Raw genomic sequence first — 12,974 nt, 5'->3', positions numbered from 1 at the left:
CTTTATTATATTACGGCTTGATTACATCAGCTTGTTTTGATTGTCGAATGGTCCTTTTTTTAGTAGAATAGAGCTAGGTTAATAAATTGATGGGGGTGCCACGTTATGAGTTCATTAGATAAAACAATGTTCTTTAATTTTGACGAAAATAATAAAAAAGATGTCCACGATACATTGGTAACTGTTTACCAATCATTAGAAGAAAAAGGGTACAACCCTATTAACCAGATTGTTGGCTATTTGTTATCGGGCGATCCTGCTTATATTCCTAGATTTAATGACGCACGTAATTTAATTAGAAAATATGAACGCGATGAAATTGTTGAAGAGTTAGTTAAAAATTACTTAAATACAGAAGAAAAGTAGGAAATTAAATGAGATTAATGGGCTTGGATATTGGTTCAAGAACGGTCGGCGTTTCAATGAGCGATTTATTAGGATGGACTGCCCAAGGCGTTGAAATTATTCGTATTAATGAAGACAGAAGTGACTTTGGTATTGAACGTGTCAAAGAATTGGTTACAGAGTATGAAGTAACTGGCTTTGTACTCGGCTTACCCAAAAATATGAACAACTCATTAGGCCCTCGTGCTGAAGCTGCGCAAAAGTACGGCGAGTTATTAGTTGAAACTTTTGGCTTGCCAATTGATTTTCAAGATGAACGGTTGACAACTGTTGAGGCAGAACGTATGCTTGTTGAACAGGCCGATACATCAAGAAAAAAAAGAAAAAAAGTTATTGATAAACTTGCTGCAAGCCTAATTTTACAGAATTATTTAGATGGTAAAGGCAAATTAACTAAAGAATAAAGTGAGGTCACAATATGAATAATGAAGAAGAAAACCAACAGATTACATTAGTAGATGATAACGGTAATGAAACACTTTTTGAAGTTCTGTTTACCTTTGAATCTGATGATTACAATAAATCATATATTATGCTTTATCCACTTGGCTCAGAAGCTGATGAAGAGGTTGAAATTCAAGCTTACTCATTTAGTCCTAATGAGAATGGTGAAGCAACTGAAAGTGATTTAGAACCAATCGAAGACGATGATGAATGGGATATGGTAGAAGAAGTATTGAATACCTTCCTTTCAGATGAAAGTATGCAATAGAAGATTATTTAAAAAGTTGAGCCAAATTGGTTTAACTTTTTTATTTTGTTTTAAATTATATATTATGGACTATGATACACATATCTCTTTTGATCAATTCGTGGTAAAATTATTTTTAAATGATTAAATGTAAGGAGGGTGTTCATTGGAAAATCAAAAGAATAGATATAAGACTAAAATCGGTAAAAAAGTGTATACAATTATTGGATCAGAATCAGACACACACATGGACGCCGTAGCAACATTGGTGAAAAATGAATTTCAATCAGTGAAGGACATGCTACCTGAAATAGATGATGAACAAGTAGCGATATTAGTAGCTATCAACGCAGTTTCAGATCAAATTAAATTACAAGAAAAATTAAATGAAATTAATGGTGAAACACAAGTAAAGGAGTAATATTATGACAGTTTCTTTAATTGTTATCTTTTTATTAATTGTGTCATTTTTTAACGGTTATAGAAAAGGATTAGTATTAACGCTTTTGAGAATTGTAGGATTTATCGCTATCTATTTATTTGCTAAAGTTTTAACAAATCCTGTTACTATTTGGTTGGGAGAACGTTTCCCTAAAATTATGGAAACTGATAAGACATCTATTACGAACCATCTTCAGACTAACTTTTATTCGATGATTGTATTTGCGGCTTTATTTGTGGTTGGCGGTATACTCATTAGAGGTATTATTAGAGTAATAAATTCTGTTACAAAATTACCAGTTATTCATCAGGTGAATTCACTAATTGGTGGGGTTCTATCGGTTATACTGATGTTTGTTTTTATTTTTATTGGGTTAATTATTTTGTCGGCTTGGCCTAATCAAAAAGTTAATGAAGCTGTTTTAGAATCGACGGTTGCTCAAAAAATACTAACAGATACGCCAACAATAGCTAAAAAGATGTTCATTACAAATACATCATCTACAGATTAAATGTTAGGAGAATTAAAGTATGAACGAAAAAGGATTAAAGACATTAGAATATCAAAAAGTTAAACAACAAATTCAAACATTTATATCTACTGAATCTGGACAAGAAGAAGTTAAGGCATTAGAGCCGATGACTAATCTCGAAAAAATCCAAAAGGATTTAGACGAAACACAAGATGCTGTGAAGATATTGCGACTCCGCGGTGGCATTCCTTTACCACAATTAGTCAACGTTAAGCCACATATGAAACGGTTAGATATGGGAGCTTCTTTGAATGGTAAAGAGCTATCTGCTGTTGGTCGTGTACTACGAACGACTAATGAGGTTAAATTATTTTTTAAAGATTTAGCAGATTCTGAAATTGAATTAACGAGATTATTTGAATGGATAGAAAAGCTTGAAAATCTACCTGAAATTAATCGTAGGTTGAATCAGTCAATTGAAAATGATGGTCACATTACTGATGAGGCTTCACCAGTATTGCATAATATTCGACAAAATATTTTACGCTCGGAAAGTGCCATTAGAGCTAAACTACAAGAATTTACGCGTGGTAAAAGTGCTAAATATTTAAGTGAAACATTAATTACAATTAGAAATGAACGTTACGTTATCCCTGTTAAGGCAGAATATCGTGGTCAATTTGGTGGCGCTGTTCATGACCAAAGTGCAACAGGACAGACCTTATTTATTGAACCGCAAGCAATTGTCGAGATGAATAATCATTTACGCGAACAGCAACTTGCTCAAGCAGATGAAGAACGTCGTATTTTGGCAGAGTTATCTGAATTAGTTGCACCTTTTACAGCAGAAATTTTAGAAAATGCTTATATTTTAGGACATTTCGATTTTGTTAATGCAAAGGCACAATATGCAAGCTCAATTAAAGCAACTGAACCAGCAATTAGTGTTGAAAATGACATTTTTTTAAGACAAGCACGTCATCCTTTATTGGATAGTAAAAAAGTAGTTGCTAACGATATTATGTTAGGAAAAGATTATCAAGCAATTGTTGTTACGGGACCTAATACCGGTGGTAAAACAATTACGTTAAAAACATTAGGCTTAATTCAGATGATGGGACAATCAGGTTTAAATATTCCAACAAATGAAGGTAGTCGTATTGGTATTTTTGAAGATATCTTTGCAGATATTGGGGATGAACAATCGATTGAACAGAGCTTAAGTACATTTTCTGCTCATATGACTAATATCGTTTCTATTTTAGCTAATATTAACGAACATTCATTAGTTTTATTTGATGAATTAGGAGCTGGAACGGATCCACAAGAAGGTGCAGCTTTGGCGATTGCAATTCTTGATGCTGTTGGAGAAAAAGGTAGTTATACAGTTGCTACAACACATTATCCCGAATTAAAAGCGTATGGGTTTAATCGTGCTGGAACAATTAATGCTAGTATGGAATTTGATAGTGAAACGTTACAACCAACTTATCGATTATTAATTGGAATACCTGGTCGTAGTAATGCGTTTGATATTTCTCGTAAAATTGGGTTAGCGTCAAATGTTGTTGATCAAGCGCAAAACTTGACCAATCAAGATAGCCAAGATTTGAATGAAATGATTTCTGACTTAATGAGTAAGCGAAAAAAGGCAGAAGATGAGACACTGGCATTAAAAGCACAACTAGAAGATTCAACGAAATTACATGATGACCTAGCTAAACAGTATGCCGAGTTTGTTGCGCAAAGAGAGTCAATGACGGATAAGGCTAAGGGAAAAGCTAATGAAATCGTGGCAGAAGCAGAAATAAATGCAGATAAAATAATAAAAGAAATTCGCCAAATGCAGATGCTTCAAGGACAAGCTGTTAAAGAACATGAATTAATTGATGCAAAATCACAATTATCACAAATGCATCAACCAACAAATGCTTTGAAGAAAAATAAGGTCCTACAACGAGCTAAAAATAAACAAGAATTCCATGTGAACGACGATGTCTTAGTTAAAACTTATGGTCAACAAGGTGTTTTAGTTAAAAAAATGAGTAAGACAGAGTGGGAAGTTCAACTTGGTATTCTAAAAATGAAAATTAATGAAAACGACCTTCAAAAAGTTCATATCGAGAATGATAAAAAGGATAGAACCATTTTTAAAAATGCGGCTTCAACAAGCGTTTCAACATCGCTTGATCTTCGTGGACAGCGCTATGATGATGCAATGAGCCAAGTTGATCAGTATATTGATTCTGTTTTACTTGCTGGATATGCTTCTGTTACTATTGTTCATGGTAAAGGGACTGGAGCCTTAAGAACTGGAATAACAGATTATTTGAAATCAAATCGTCATGTTAAGTCATTTGAATTTGCAGCACCCAATGCTGGTGGAAATGGCGCAACTATCGTAGAATTCAAGTAACGTTTACTTTTTGTAAGCAAAAATGTGGCGTGGTATTATTTTCTTTGATATGATGGTCACATAAATAATAAAAGGGGGAATTCAAATGGTACAAGCAATTACAGATAAAGAATTTGAAAAAGTAACAGATTCAGGTGTAACATTGACAGATTTTTGGGCAACATGGTGTGGTCCTTGTCGTATGCAATCGCCAGCTATTGAAGATTTAGAACAAGAAATGGGCGATAAAGTAAAATTTTCTAAAATGGATATTGATCAAAATCCAGCAACAGCACAATCTTTTGGTATCATGAGTATTCCAACTTTAATGATTAAAAAAGATGGCGAAGTTGTTGATACAATCGTCGGTTATCATTCAAAAGATCAGGTTAAAGAAGTTTTAGCACAATATATTTAGTAATTAAAAAGAGCTGACTTTTAAAGTCAGCTCTTTTTAATTATCTATTCGATAATTATTCAGTTTCAGTTGGTACTTTGAAGTGAAATTGGTCAGTTGGTTCTGTCATATTAGGATCTTTTAAATCAGTTTGAACAATAATTGAAACACCGGATTTATTATTTTGATTTTCAATTATTGTTTCTGATGTGAAACCACTTTGAATTTGGATAGTTTCAGCAATAAACCCAGCTTCTAGGTTAAAATCAGCAGACTTAATCTGATTCTGTCTGAAGGTAACAATATTACCAGATAGTAACCAAGTTTGCTTGTCTTTTTTTTCTTTAACCACTTCAAGAGTACCCCAATTTGCCTTTTCAAAAAAGGTAATAAGGTCTGCAATATTAGCGAGGTTAGCATTACGGGCCATTTTTTTACCAACCCAGTATAAAATTGTTGTATCCGTACCAATTACTTCTGGTATTAAACTATCGCGAATAAGTTCATATGCGAATGTATCATTGTTGTCAGCTGATAATAAATTTTCAATCAAATTTGGTTTCATATGGATCTCCCTCTGGATATATAATATACAAGTATTATACCGTTATTTAAGATTAGATGATATTGATTTTTCATAAATTAATGTTAAATGACTAGACTTGAATTTTGAGTAAAGACAAGTCATAATTAAGATTGATAAGTAATCGAAAAAGAGGTTAGAAAATGAATAATCAAGCAATTGGATTTATTGATTCAGGTGTTGGTGGATTAACAGTTGTAAAAGAAGCACTTAAACAATTACCAAACGAAAAAATATACTATTTAGGTGATACAGCTAGAATGCCATATGGACCTCGGCCCTCAGAACAAGTTTTAGAATTCACTTGGGATATGACATCTTTTTTGTTAAGTAAAGGGATAAAAATGTTAGTGATTGCTTGTAATACAGCAACGGCTGCTGCCTTGGATGATTTACGAGAAAAATTAGCAATCCCAGTGATTGGTGTTATAAAACCAGGAAGTAGAGCGGCAATTAAGTCATCTAAAAACCAAAGAGTAGGCGTTATTGGGACGGAAGGTACGATTAAAAGTAGCGCATATAGTAATACGTTACATGAAAAAAATCCTAATTTATTTGTGACGAGCTTACCTTGTCCAAAGTTCGTCCCAATTGTCGAGAGTGATCAATACGAATCAGAAATCGCTGAACGAGTTGTTAATGAAACGTTAGCTTTTTTTGATGATAAAAACATTGATACACTAGTCATGGGCTGTACTCACTATCCATTACTCAGACCTTTTATTCAAAATGCGGTTGGTGATAAAGTAACGTTGATTGATTCAGGAGCTGAAACAGTTAACGATGTTTCAACTATCTTAGATTATTTTAATATTGCGGCTAAAAGTGAAGCAAAAATTGAACATGAATTTTTTACGACGGGTGATGCGAATGATTTTAACGAAATTGCATCAGGTTGGTTAGGATTAGAAAATATAAATTCTAAAACAATTCATTTAGGACAGGGAGACTAACATGCGTAAAAATGAGAATCGAGATAATTTAGAAGTTAGACCAGTCTCAATTACAAAATTAAGTCTTAAGGAAGTCGATAGTGCGATTGAATACCAGTTGGGCTTGACTAAGGTAACAATTTTAGTTAACGAAACAGATAACATTGGTGAATTGAAAGTAGACGTTAATCAGTGGTTGAGTGCTCAAAGCAATGTCAAAATTGAATTGATTTTATCATCGCTTAAGACGGCCTTGGCAGAAACATTAAAAGATACTGGATTTAATTTACAAGTACAAATCATGCAAGCTGATGGGGATATTATTGCAACAGTTATTAATGCGAGTTATGTAGCAATTCAAAATTTATTGTTAAAGAGTAACGGTCAAAAATTAAAACCATTTTCAGCGATTAATGTTGGTTTCATTCATGATGAGTTATTTGCTGATTTAACAAGTGAAGAAGAGGAAACAGCCGATAGTCATTTATTAATTGTTCAAAATGAATCAGGGGCTTTTTTACAATTGAATTTTGAAAAATCTAATGCTGATTTACTTGGTGACAAATTAACGCAACTTTTAGGTGGAGCAATGTCAGGATTATCAGAATTAATGGGTAATTCGCAGAAGAAAACCATTTTAATTCAAAATGAACATATTGAGAATCAAAAAGATGTGATTTTAATTGCAACTAAAAATGAAGGAAAAGCGACTGAATTTAAACGTTTTTTTAATCCACTAGGATTTAAAGTTACTACGTTGTTGGACTATCCTGAATTACCAGATGTTGAAGAAACTGGGAAAACATTTGAAGAGAATGCAAGATTAAAGGCAGAAACAATTTCACAATTAACACAATTACCTGTTTTAGCAGATGATTCTGGTTTAATGGTGGACGCCTTAGATGGTCGACCAGGTATATTTTCTGCTCGTTTTGCTGAGGACCATAATGACGCTGCGAATAATGCGAAATTATTACATGAAATGACTGACGTGCCGAAAGACAAAAGGACTGCAAATTTCCATACAACGTTAGTTTTTGCAAAACCTGGTAACGAGTCACTAGTTGTAGACGGTGAAGTGGCTGGAGAAATTTTGGGTATACCACGTGGAGATAACGGATTTGGTTATGACTCACTTTTTTATGTACCTGAATTATATAAGTCTATGGCTGAACTGACTGAAGTAGAAAAAAATAAAATTAGTCATCGCGGTCGTGCAACCGTCAAGTTAATGTCAAATTTTAATGATTGGTGGGAAAAATAAGATGAAGTGCTTAGTTGTGAGTGATAGTCATGGAGATCGTGATATATTAGAATCTATTTTAGTACATAATAAAAATCAAGTTGATGTATTTTTTCATTGTGGCGATTCAGAATTAGAAGCAAATGATCCGCTTTTTAATAAATTTGATGGTGTCCTAGGAAACATGGATTTTGATATGAATTTTCCAGAAGAATTAGTTGAAATTGTGAGCGGGGAAACTATCTATCTCTCTCACGGGCATCTGACTAACGTTAAAACAGGACTGTTCACACTTGAATTAAAAGCTAAGGCTAATCATGCTAAATTCGTATTTTTTGGACATACTCATGAATTAGGATGTGAGATGACTGACGATGGCGTATTAATTTTAAATCCTGGGAGCATTAGTCTTCCTAGAGGGATGTATCAAGGGATTGGTGGAACATATGCGATAGTAGAAGCAAACGAAAAAAATGTTCACGTCTCATATTTCACTAGACAGCATAAATTAATACCAGAATTAACTTGCGAGTTTAAACGTAAATAGCGAAAAAAAACCTCTAAACGAATTTTATCGTTTAGAGGTTTTTAAAATTTAAGCTAGCATAAAAAGTGATTTGTATAGGAAAACGGCACAAATGCCGGCTGCAATTGGTGCAACGACTGGGACCCAACTATAATCCCATTGTGAGTTACCTTTATTTTTAAGAGGTAATAGTTGATGTAGTAAACGTGGAGCAAGATCACGAGCTGGGTTTAGGGCTGGGCCAGTTGCGCCACCCAATGATGCAACTAATACAAGGACTAAGAAACCTAATCCGAGATGAGCTGTTCCGAGGTTATCGGAGAAAAATGGTGCTTTTGTAATACCAATGGCGCCAAATATCAAAATGAAAGTACCAACAAATTCATTAATAAAACCATTTAATTTACTTTGAGCGGCATCAATAGTTGAGAAAGTACCTAAAATACGTTCAGGATCAGTTGTTTGATCATAGTAAGGTTTGTAGGCTGCAACAACAATAGCTTGTCCAACGAATGCACCTAAAAATTGTACTGTCATGTAGGGAAGTACTTCACCCCATGGGAACAAACCAGAAAAAGCTAATCCTAAAGTGAAAGCTGGATTAATATGATTTGCTGAAATACTACCAAAGATTAAGGCGGGAATCATAACACCGAATCCATAACCGAAGGCGATTAAAGCCCAATCACTACCATGTCCTTTTGTATGCCCAAGTTCGACATTGGCCACCGAACCATTACCTAAAATAACCATAATTGCTGTACCAATAAATTCTGCAGCTAATCTTGTTGTTAATGTATAATCCATTGTATCCTCCTATTTTTGTTCGCAATATTTATTATGTTACCAATATTGCGAACAAATGTAAATATTTATTAATAATTGGCTCGATTTTTAAAAAAAATTAGTGTCTGCGTTCAATTTATTATAAAATAGGAGTTGTTCTAAAAGTTTGGAAGGAGGACCTATTGAATGATAGCTAAGTCTATTGAAAAAATGTTATCCGAAAACCAGGAACACTTTTTAATTCCAGCTGAAATTGTTGCTAATGTACAAGAAAATAACTTCCTGGATCACGCACTATTGGTTTTAACAAAAGTTCATTATGCTAAAATTCCCGTTTTAGATAATGATTATAAGTTTAAAGGATTGTTATCCTTGTCTATGATTACTGAGACAATGTTAGGATTAGATGAATTGGATGTCAGCCGATTACACGAAGTTCGTGTTAAAGATGTTATGGAAACTGATATTCCCACTATTCAAGATCCTTACGATATTGAGAATGTTTTGCACTTACTTGTGGACCATCCCTTTTTATCAGTTGTTTCTTCTGAGGGCAGTTTTACAGGTATCGTGACACGTCGTGAGCTTATGAAAAGTATGAATCATATTGCTCATGAATTTGAAAAAGAGTATATAGTTCAAGATATTGAAACTAAAGAAAGAAAATAAATAATATGAAATATTAGGAGAATGATGATGGCAAATTTAGATGCACACGAAATTATTAATTTTATTAGCACTTCAAAAAAGAAAACACCCGTTAAGGTATATATTAAAGGGGATTTAGTTGAAATCGATGTACCAGATACGATAGAAGACTACTTAAATGATAAAGCTGGCGTTTTATTTGGTGATTGGGCAGATATTGAACCTTTCCTAAATGAAAATTCAAAAATTGTAAGTTCTCATATTGAAAATGAAACTCGTAATTCAGCTGTTCCGTTATTAGATTTAAAAAAGATTAATGCACGTATTGAACCAGGTGCAGTTATTCGCGATCAAGTTTTAATTGGCGATAACGCTGTTATCATGATGGGCGCTATCATTAATATTGGTGCTGAAATTGGTAAGGGAACAATGATTGATATGGGTGCTGTTTTAGGTGGTCGTGCAATTGTTGGAGATAATTGTCATATTGGTGCTGGAACAGTACTTGCTGGGGTTGTCGAACCACCTTCAGCAACACCTGTTATTATTGAAGATGACGTTTTAATTGGTGGAAATGTTGTCGTGCTTGAAGGCGTTCGTGTTGGTAAAGGTGCCGTTGTTGGTGCTGGAGCTGTTGTTACTAAAGATGTTGCACCTTATACGGTAGTCGTAGGGATGCCCGCAAAAAAAGTTAAAGATATCGATGATAAAACAAAAGATAAAACAGAAATTTTAGCAGAGTTACGTAATATCTAGAAATAAATTGAAACGAGGGAACAGATAGAAATGAGTTTAACAACTGAAGAACTAATTAAAATCAGACGGGACTTACACCAAATTCCGGAAATTGGATTAGAAGAATTTGAAACTCAAGCCTATCTACTGAACTTAATTTCAAAATTTAATCAAAGTTTTATAGTAATTAAAACAGTTGAAACTGGTATTTTAGTTCGAGTAGTTGGTTCTATTGGCGGGTATACAATTGGATATCGGACTGATATTGACGGACTACCTGTTACTGAAAAGACAGGACTGCCATTTTCATCACGGAATGAAGGTAGAATGCATGCTTGTGGGCATGATATTCATATGACGGTTGCGCTCGGAATTCTAAATTACTTTTCTGAAAATCAACCAACAGTAAATATGACTTTTATCTTTCAACCAGCAGAAGAAAATGCCAGTGGTGGTAAGCGACTCTATGAGAGTGGATTATTAGATGAGTGGATGCCTGATGAAATTTATGCATTCCATGATAATCCACAATTACCTGCTGGAACAATTGGAACTCGATTAGGCACTTTGTTCGCAGGTACGTGTGAAATTCATGCACACCTAGCCGGAAAAAGTGGACATGCTGCATACCCACATCAGGCTAATGACATGGTAGTTGCTGGTGCACAGTTGGTCACGCAATTACAAACGATTATCAGTCGAAATGTCGATCCAATACAATCTGGAGTTGTTACGTTGGGTCAATTTACTGCTGGAACGACTGGTAATGTTATTGCTGGTGAAGCACAGATTAATGGAACAATTCGTGCGTTAACACAAGAAATGAATTTATTGATTCAAAAACGTGTTAAAACAATTTGTGAGGGTATCGCATTAATGTACGATTGCGAAGTAGAATTAAACCTCATTCAAGGTGGTTATCTACCTGTTGAAAATGATGATAGCAGGACTGAAAACTTTATTCGATTTATGAAAAACGATCCAGAAGTTTCATTTGTTGAAACACAACCTGCAATGACGGGAGAAGATTTTGGATTTTTATTGTCTAAAATACCTGGAACAATGTTTTGGTTGGGTGTAGATAGTCCTTACTCGCTACATTCTGAATTTTTGGCGCCTAAAGAAGCTGCAATTGATGCAGGTGTTCTTGCAATGGTCCATTTTTTGACAGATAGAGATCAACAAATAAGAAACTAAAAAATGACTCAATTATGATTTCATAATTGAGTCATTTTTTAGTTAAGTGAGATAGGTGAGTTTAAGACATGTATTTGAGCATCATTTAAAGCCGTTAGATAACCGGCAAGAAATGTCCGTTGAGTAGATGCCTGTTCACCATTTAAAGTGAACACAACGACTCTAAAGACCAAATTTCCTTTGCCAAGATCAACTAGACCTAAAATATTTGGTCCATCTTTAATTTCGGGATGAAGTGGGACTAACTTTTCATTAACGTTCTGTACAATATGGGTGATTTTATCCACATCGTCAGTGACATCAATTCGGATATCGATAACTGCTCGCATATTATTGCGAGATAAATTACTGACAATTGTGATATTTCTATTTGGGACAAAATGCAAAATACCATCATAGTCTTCAATTTGAGTCGTACGTAGGCCGACAGCCACGATAGGACCCTCAATTGAATCAATTCTAACGATATCTCCAACATCGAATTGTTGTTCTAAAAGAATAAAGAATCCAGTGACGACATCAGTTACGAATCCTTGTGCGCCAAGACCTAAAGCAACACTTAAGATTCCGGCACCTGCAATTAAGGTACCAACGGGAACACCGAGCACCGACAGAATAGCGTAAAGATAAAAAAATAACATAATATAGTGAAAAATATTTGATGTTAGTGAATTGATTGTTTCAACTCTATTTGTTGAATATCTATCGGATCCTCGATATTGATTAAATGTCCGACGAATGATTTTTTTTCCAATCCAATTTATAAGGATAAATAGAAAAGAAAAGAAAACAAGAGAAAAAACTAGTTCAACTAGGTTACTAATAATGGCATCCCAATCGATATGAGCTATGTAACGTGAAAGGAAAGTACTTTGTTTTGTAACGGTTTTTAGTAATGTCCCTAAAAGTAAATTGTCCTTTGTGAAATGCTCTAAAAAAAGATTGTTTAAAATGGCGATCACCCCTAAATTAATTTATTGATATCATCATAGCAAACATGTGGGCTAATGTGTAATTTAAATACAAAACTGTCGTATGTTATCAATTGCAGTTTTTAGGTTCGAATGCTATCCTATAAGTAGATTTTGAATTAATGTACGTAAGTAAATAGGAGGAATTATTATGACAGGTGGACAAATTGCAGGATTAATTGCCGCTGTTGCTTTCGCGGTCTTAGTCCTATTCATTATTTTCGTTCTTATGAGAATGATGAGAACACTCGGAGAAGTGAATAAAAGTATTTCATCTATTACCAGCGATGTTGATGGCTTATCAAATGAAGTTGAGAATATACTCGTAAAATCAAATATTTTATTAGACGATGTAAATGGTAAAGTAGCAACAATTGATCCTTTATTTCAGGCTGTTGCTGATTTGAGTGAAAGTGTGTCTGATTTGAATGATGCAAGTCGAGGATTAATGACACACGTTTCAGCGACGTCAAAGAGGGCTAAAGATTCTTCAGCTTTCATTAATGTTGGTAAAAAGGCATTTAGTTTTTATAAAAATAGAAAAGTTTAAA

The 12,974-nt window shown here is 34.1% G+C and carries 17 protein-coding genes; 14 read left to right on the top strand and 3 right to left on the bottom strand.

Annotation, left to right across the window (positions count from 1 at the left end; genetic code table 11):
- Window positions 1-105: 105 nt before the first annotated feature.
- The 7 genes from AC1RPR_RS07200 to trxA all read left to right on the top strand — a co-directional run bounded on the left by AC1RPR_RS07200 (window position 106) and on the right by trxA (window position 4,823).
- Window positions 106-366: an IreB family regulatory phosphoprotein gene (locus AC1RPR_RS07200; protein ID WP_481761835.1), complete on the top strand. Its 261-nt coding sequence runs from the start codon at window positions 106-108 to the stop codon at window positions 364-366.
- Between the two features lie 8 nt (window positions 367-374).
- The gene (gene ruvX / locus AC1RPR_RS07195) at window positions 375-809 is read left to right on the top strand and encodes a Holliday junction resolvase RuvX (protein ID WP_409021430.1); all 435 of its coding nucleotides are present in this window, start codon (window positions 375-377) and stop codon (window positions 807-809) included.
- Between the two features lie 14 nt (window positions 810-823).
- Window positions 824-1,117: a DUF1292 domain-containing protein gene (locus AC1RPR_RS07190; protein WP_409022780.1), complete on the top strand. Its 294-nt coding sequence runs from the start codon at window positions 824-826 to the stop codon at window positions 1,115-1,117.
- 145 nt (window positions 1,118-1,262) lie between these two features.
- Window positions 1,263-1,517, top strand: a complete 255-nt coding sequence (gene zapA, locus AC1RPR_RS07185; RefSeq protein WP_481761834.1) for a cell division protein ZapA — start codon at window positions 1,263-1,265, stop codon at window positions 1,515-1,517.
- Window positions 1,518-1,521: 4 nt separating this feature from the next.
- Window positions 1,522-2,049: a CvpA family protein gene (locus AC1RPR_RS07180; RefSeq protein WP_481761833.1), complete on the top strand. Its 528-nt coding sequence runs from the start codon at window positions 1,522-1,524 to the stop codon at window positions 2,047-2,049.
- A gap of 19 nt (window positions 2,050-2,068) precedes the next feature.
- Window positions 2,069-4,426 carry an endonuclease MutS2 gene (locus tag AC1RPR_RS07175; RefSeq protein ID WP_481761832.1) on the top strand — a complete coding sequence of 786 codons (2,358 nt, stop codon included), beginning with the start codon at window positions 2,069-2,071 and terminating at the stop codon, window positions 4,424-4,426.
- An 85-nt stretch (window positions 4,427-4,511) separates the two neighbouring features.
- Entirely contained in the window at window positions 4,512-4,823 is a 312-nt protein-coding gene (trxA, locus tag AC1RPR_RS07170) for a thioredoxin (protein ID WP_409022776.1), read from the top strand.
- A 55-nt stretch (window positions 4,824-4,878) separates the two neighbouring features.
- Here the strand turns inward: trxA and AC1RPR_RS07165 are convergent, their stop codons facing one another.
- Window positions 4,879-5,367, bottom strand: a complete 489-nt coding sequence (locus tag AC1RPR_RS07165) for a YslB family protein (protein ID WP_481761831.1) — start codon at window positions 5,365-5,367, stop codon at window positions 4,879-4,881.
- Window positions 5,368-5,528: 161 nt separating this feature from the next.
- Between AC1RPR_RS07165 and racE the strand changes: the two genes are divergently transcribed.
- From racE to AC1RPR_RS07150, 3 genes are read left to right on the top strand one after another with little or no spacing between them, the layout of a single operon-like run.
- On the top strand, window positions 5,529-6,338 hold the full coding sequence (racE, locus tag AC1RPR_RS07160; protein WP_481761830.1) for a glutamate racemase: 810 nt from the start codon (window positions 5,529-5,531) through the stop codon (window positions 6,336-6,338).
- Window position 6,339: 1 nt separating this feature from the next.
- Window positions 6,340-7,581, top strand: coding sequence for an XTP/dITP diphosphatase (locus AC1RPR_RS07155; RefSeq protein ID WP_481761829.1), 1,242 nt, complete (start codon window positions 6,340-6,342; stop codon window positions 7,579-7,581).
- Between the two features lies 1 nt (window position 7,582).
- On the top strand, window positions 7,583-8,107 hold the full coding sequence (locus AC1RPR_RS07150) for a YfcE family phosphodiesterase (RefSeq protein ID WP_481762414.1): 525 nt from the start codon (window positions 7,583-7,585) through the stop codon (window positions 8,105-8,107).
- A 48-nt stretch (window positions 8,108-8,155) separates the two neighbouring features.
- On the opposite strand, the gene AC1RPR_RS07145 is transcribed toward AC1RPR_RS07150, so the two are convergent.
- On the bottom strand, window positions 8,156-8,893 hold the full coding sequence (locus tag AC1RPR_RS07145; protein WP_409022771.1) for an MIP/aquaporin family protein: 738 nt from the start codon (window positions 8,891-8,893) through the stop codon (window positions 8,156-8,158).
- 165 nt (window positions 8,894-9,058) lie between these two features.
- Between AC1RPR_RS07145 and cbpB the strand changes: the two genes are divergently transcribed.
- Genes cbpB through AC1RPR_RS07130 form a run of 3 tightly spaced genes read left to right on the top strand, consistent with a single transcriptional unit; the run spans window position 9,059 to window position 11,452 of the window.
- A complete protein-coding gene (cbpB, locus tag AC1RPR_RS07140; RefSeq protein WP_481761827.1) occupies window positions 9,059-9,541 on the top strand; it encodes a cyclic-di-AMP-binding protein CbpB in 483 nt (160 codons plus the stop codon).
- 27 nt (window positions 9,542-9,568) lie between these two features.
- A complete protein-coding gene (gene dapD / locus AC1RPR_RS07135; RefSeq protein ID WP_481761826.1) occupies window positions 9,569-10,276 on the top strand; it encodes a 2,3,4,5-tetrahydropyridine-2,6-dicarboxylate N-acetyltransferase in 708 nt (235 codons plus the stop codon).
- Between the two features lie 30 nt (window positions 10,277-10,306).
- Window positions 10,307-11,452 carry an N-acetyldiaminopimelate deacetylase gene (locus AC1RPR_RS07130; protein ID WP_481761825.1) on the top strand — a complete coding sequence of 382 codons (1,146 nt, stop codon included), beginning with the start codon at window positions 10,307-10,309 and terminating at the stop codon, window positions 11,450-11,452.
- 38 nt (window positions 11,453-11,490) lie between these two features.
- Here the strand turns inward: AC1RPR_RS07130 and AC1RPR_RS07125 are convergent, their stop codons facing one another.
- Window positions 11,491-12,411 carry a mechanosensitive ion channel family protein gene (locus AC1RPR_RS07125; protein WP_481761862.1) on the bottom strand — a complete coding sequence of 307 codons (921 nt, stop codon included), beginning with the start codon at window positions 12,409-12,411 and terminating at the stop codon, window positions 11,491-11,493.
- Between the two features lie 163 nt (window positions 12,412-12,574).
- On the opposite strand from AC1RPR_RS07125, the gene AC1RPR_RS07120 reads away from it, so the two are divergent.
- Window positions 12,575-12,973 carry a DUF948 domain-containing protein gene (locus AC1RPR_RS07120; protein ID WP_481761824.1) on the top strand — a complete coding sequence of 133 codons (399 nt, stop codon included), beginning with the start codon at window positions 12,575-12,577 and terminating at the stop codon, window positions 12,971-12,973.
- Window position 12,974 lies beyond the last annotated feature (1 nt).

The sequence above is a fragment of the Dellaglioa sp. CoH-57-MRSF-22 genome (assembly GCF_056781895.1).
The sequence above is the reverse complement of the archived record's forward strand: the minus strand, read 5'-3'. Positions and strand labels throughout refer to the sequence as shown.

Bases quoted from the DNA above. Each gene is read 5' to 3' on its own strand.
- AC1RPR_RS07130 (WP_481761825.1), top strand. From the start codon at position 10,307: ATGAGTTTAACAACTGAAGAACTAATTAAAATCAGACGGGACTTACAC.
- racE (WP_481761830.1), top strand. From the start codon at position 5,529: ATGAATAATCAAGCAATTGGATTTATTGATTCAGGTGTTGGTGGATTA.
- trxA (WP_409022776.1), top strand. From the start codon at position 4,512: ATGGTACAAGCAATTACAGATAAAGAATTTGAAAAAGTAACAGATTCA.
- AC1RPR_RS07175 (WP_481761832.1), top strand. From the start codon at position 2,069: ATGAACGAAAAAGGATTAAAGACATTAGAATATCAAAAAGTTAAACAA.
- AC1RPR_RS07165 (WP_481761831.1), bottom strand. From the start codon at position 5,367: ATGAAACCAAATTTGATTGAAAATTTATTATCAGCTGACAACAATGAT.
- cbpB (WP_481761827.1), top strand. From the start codon at position 9,059: ATGATAGCTAAGTCTATTGAAAAAATGTTATCCGAAAACCAGGAACAC.
- AC1RPR_RS07150 (WP_481762414.1), top strand. From the start codon at position 7,583: ATGAAGTGCTTAGTTGTGAGTGATAGTCATGGAGATCGTGATATATTA.
- AC1RPR_RS07190 (WP_409022780.1), top strand. From the start codon at position 824: ATGAATAATGAAGAAGAAAACCAACAGATTACATTAGTAGATGATAAC.
- AC1RPR_RS07145 (WP_409022771.1), bottom strand. From the start codon at position 8,893: ATGGATTATACATTAACAACAAGATTAGCTGCAGAATTTATTGGTACA.
- ruvX (WP_409021430.1), top strand. From the start codon at position 375: ATGAGATTAATGGGCTTGGATATTGGTTCAAGAACGGTCGGCGTTTCA.
- AC1RPR_RS07120 (WP_481761824.1), top strand. From the start codon at position 12,575: ATGACAGGTGGACAAATTGCAGGATTAATTGCCGCTGTTGCTTTCGCG.
- AC1RPR_RS07180 (WP_481761833.1), top strand. From the start codon at position 1,522: ATGACAGTTTCTTTAATTGTTATCTTTTTATTAATTGTGTCATTTTTT.
- dapD (WP_481761826.1), top strand. From the start codon at position 9,569: ATGGCAAATTTAGATGCACACGAAATTATTAATTTTATTAGCACTTCA.
- AC1RPR_RS07155 (WP_481761829.1), top strand. From the start codon at position 6,340: ATGCGTAAAAATGAGAATCGAGATAATTTAGAAGTTAGACCAGTCTCA.
- AC1RPR_RS07200 (WP_481761835.1), top strand. From the start codon at position 106: ATGAGTTCATTAGATAAAACAATGTTCTTTAATTTTGACGAAAATAAT.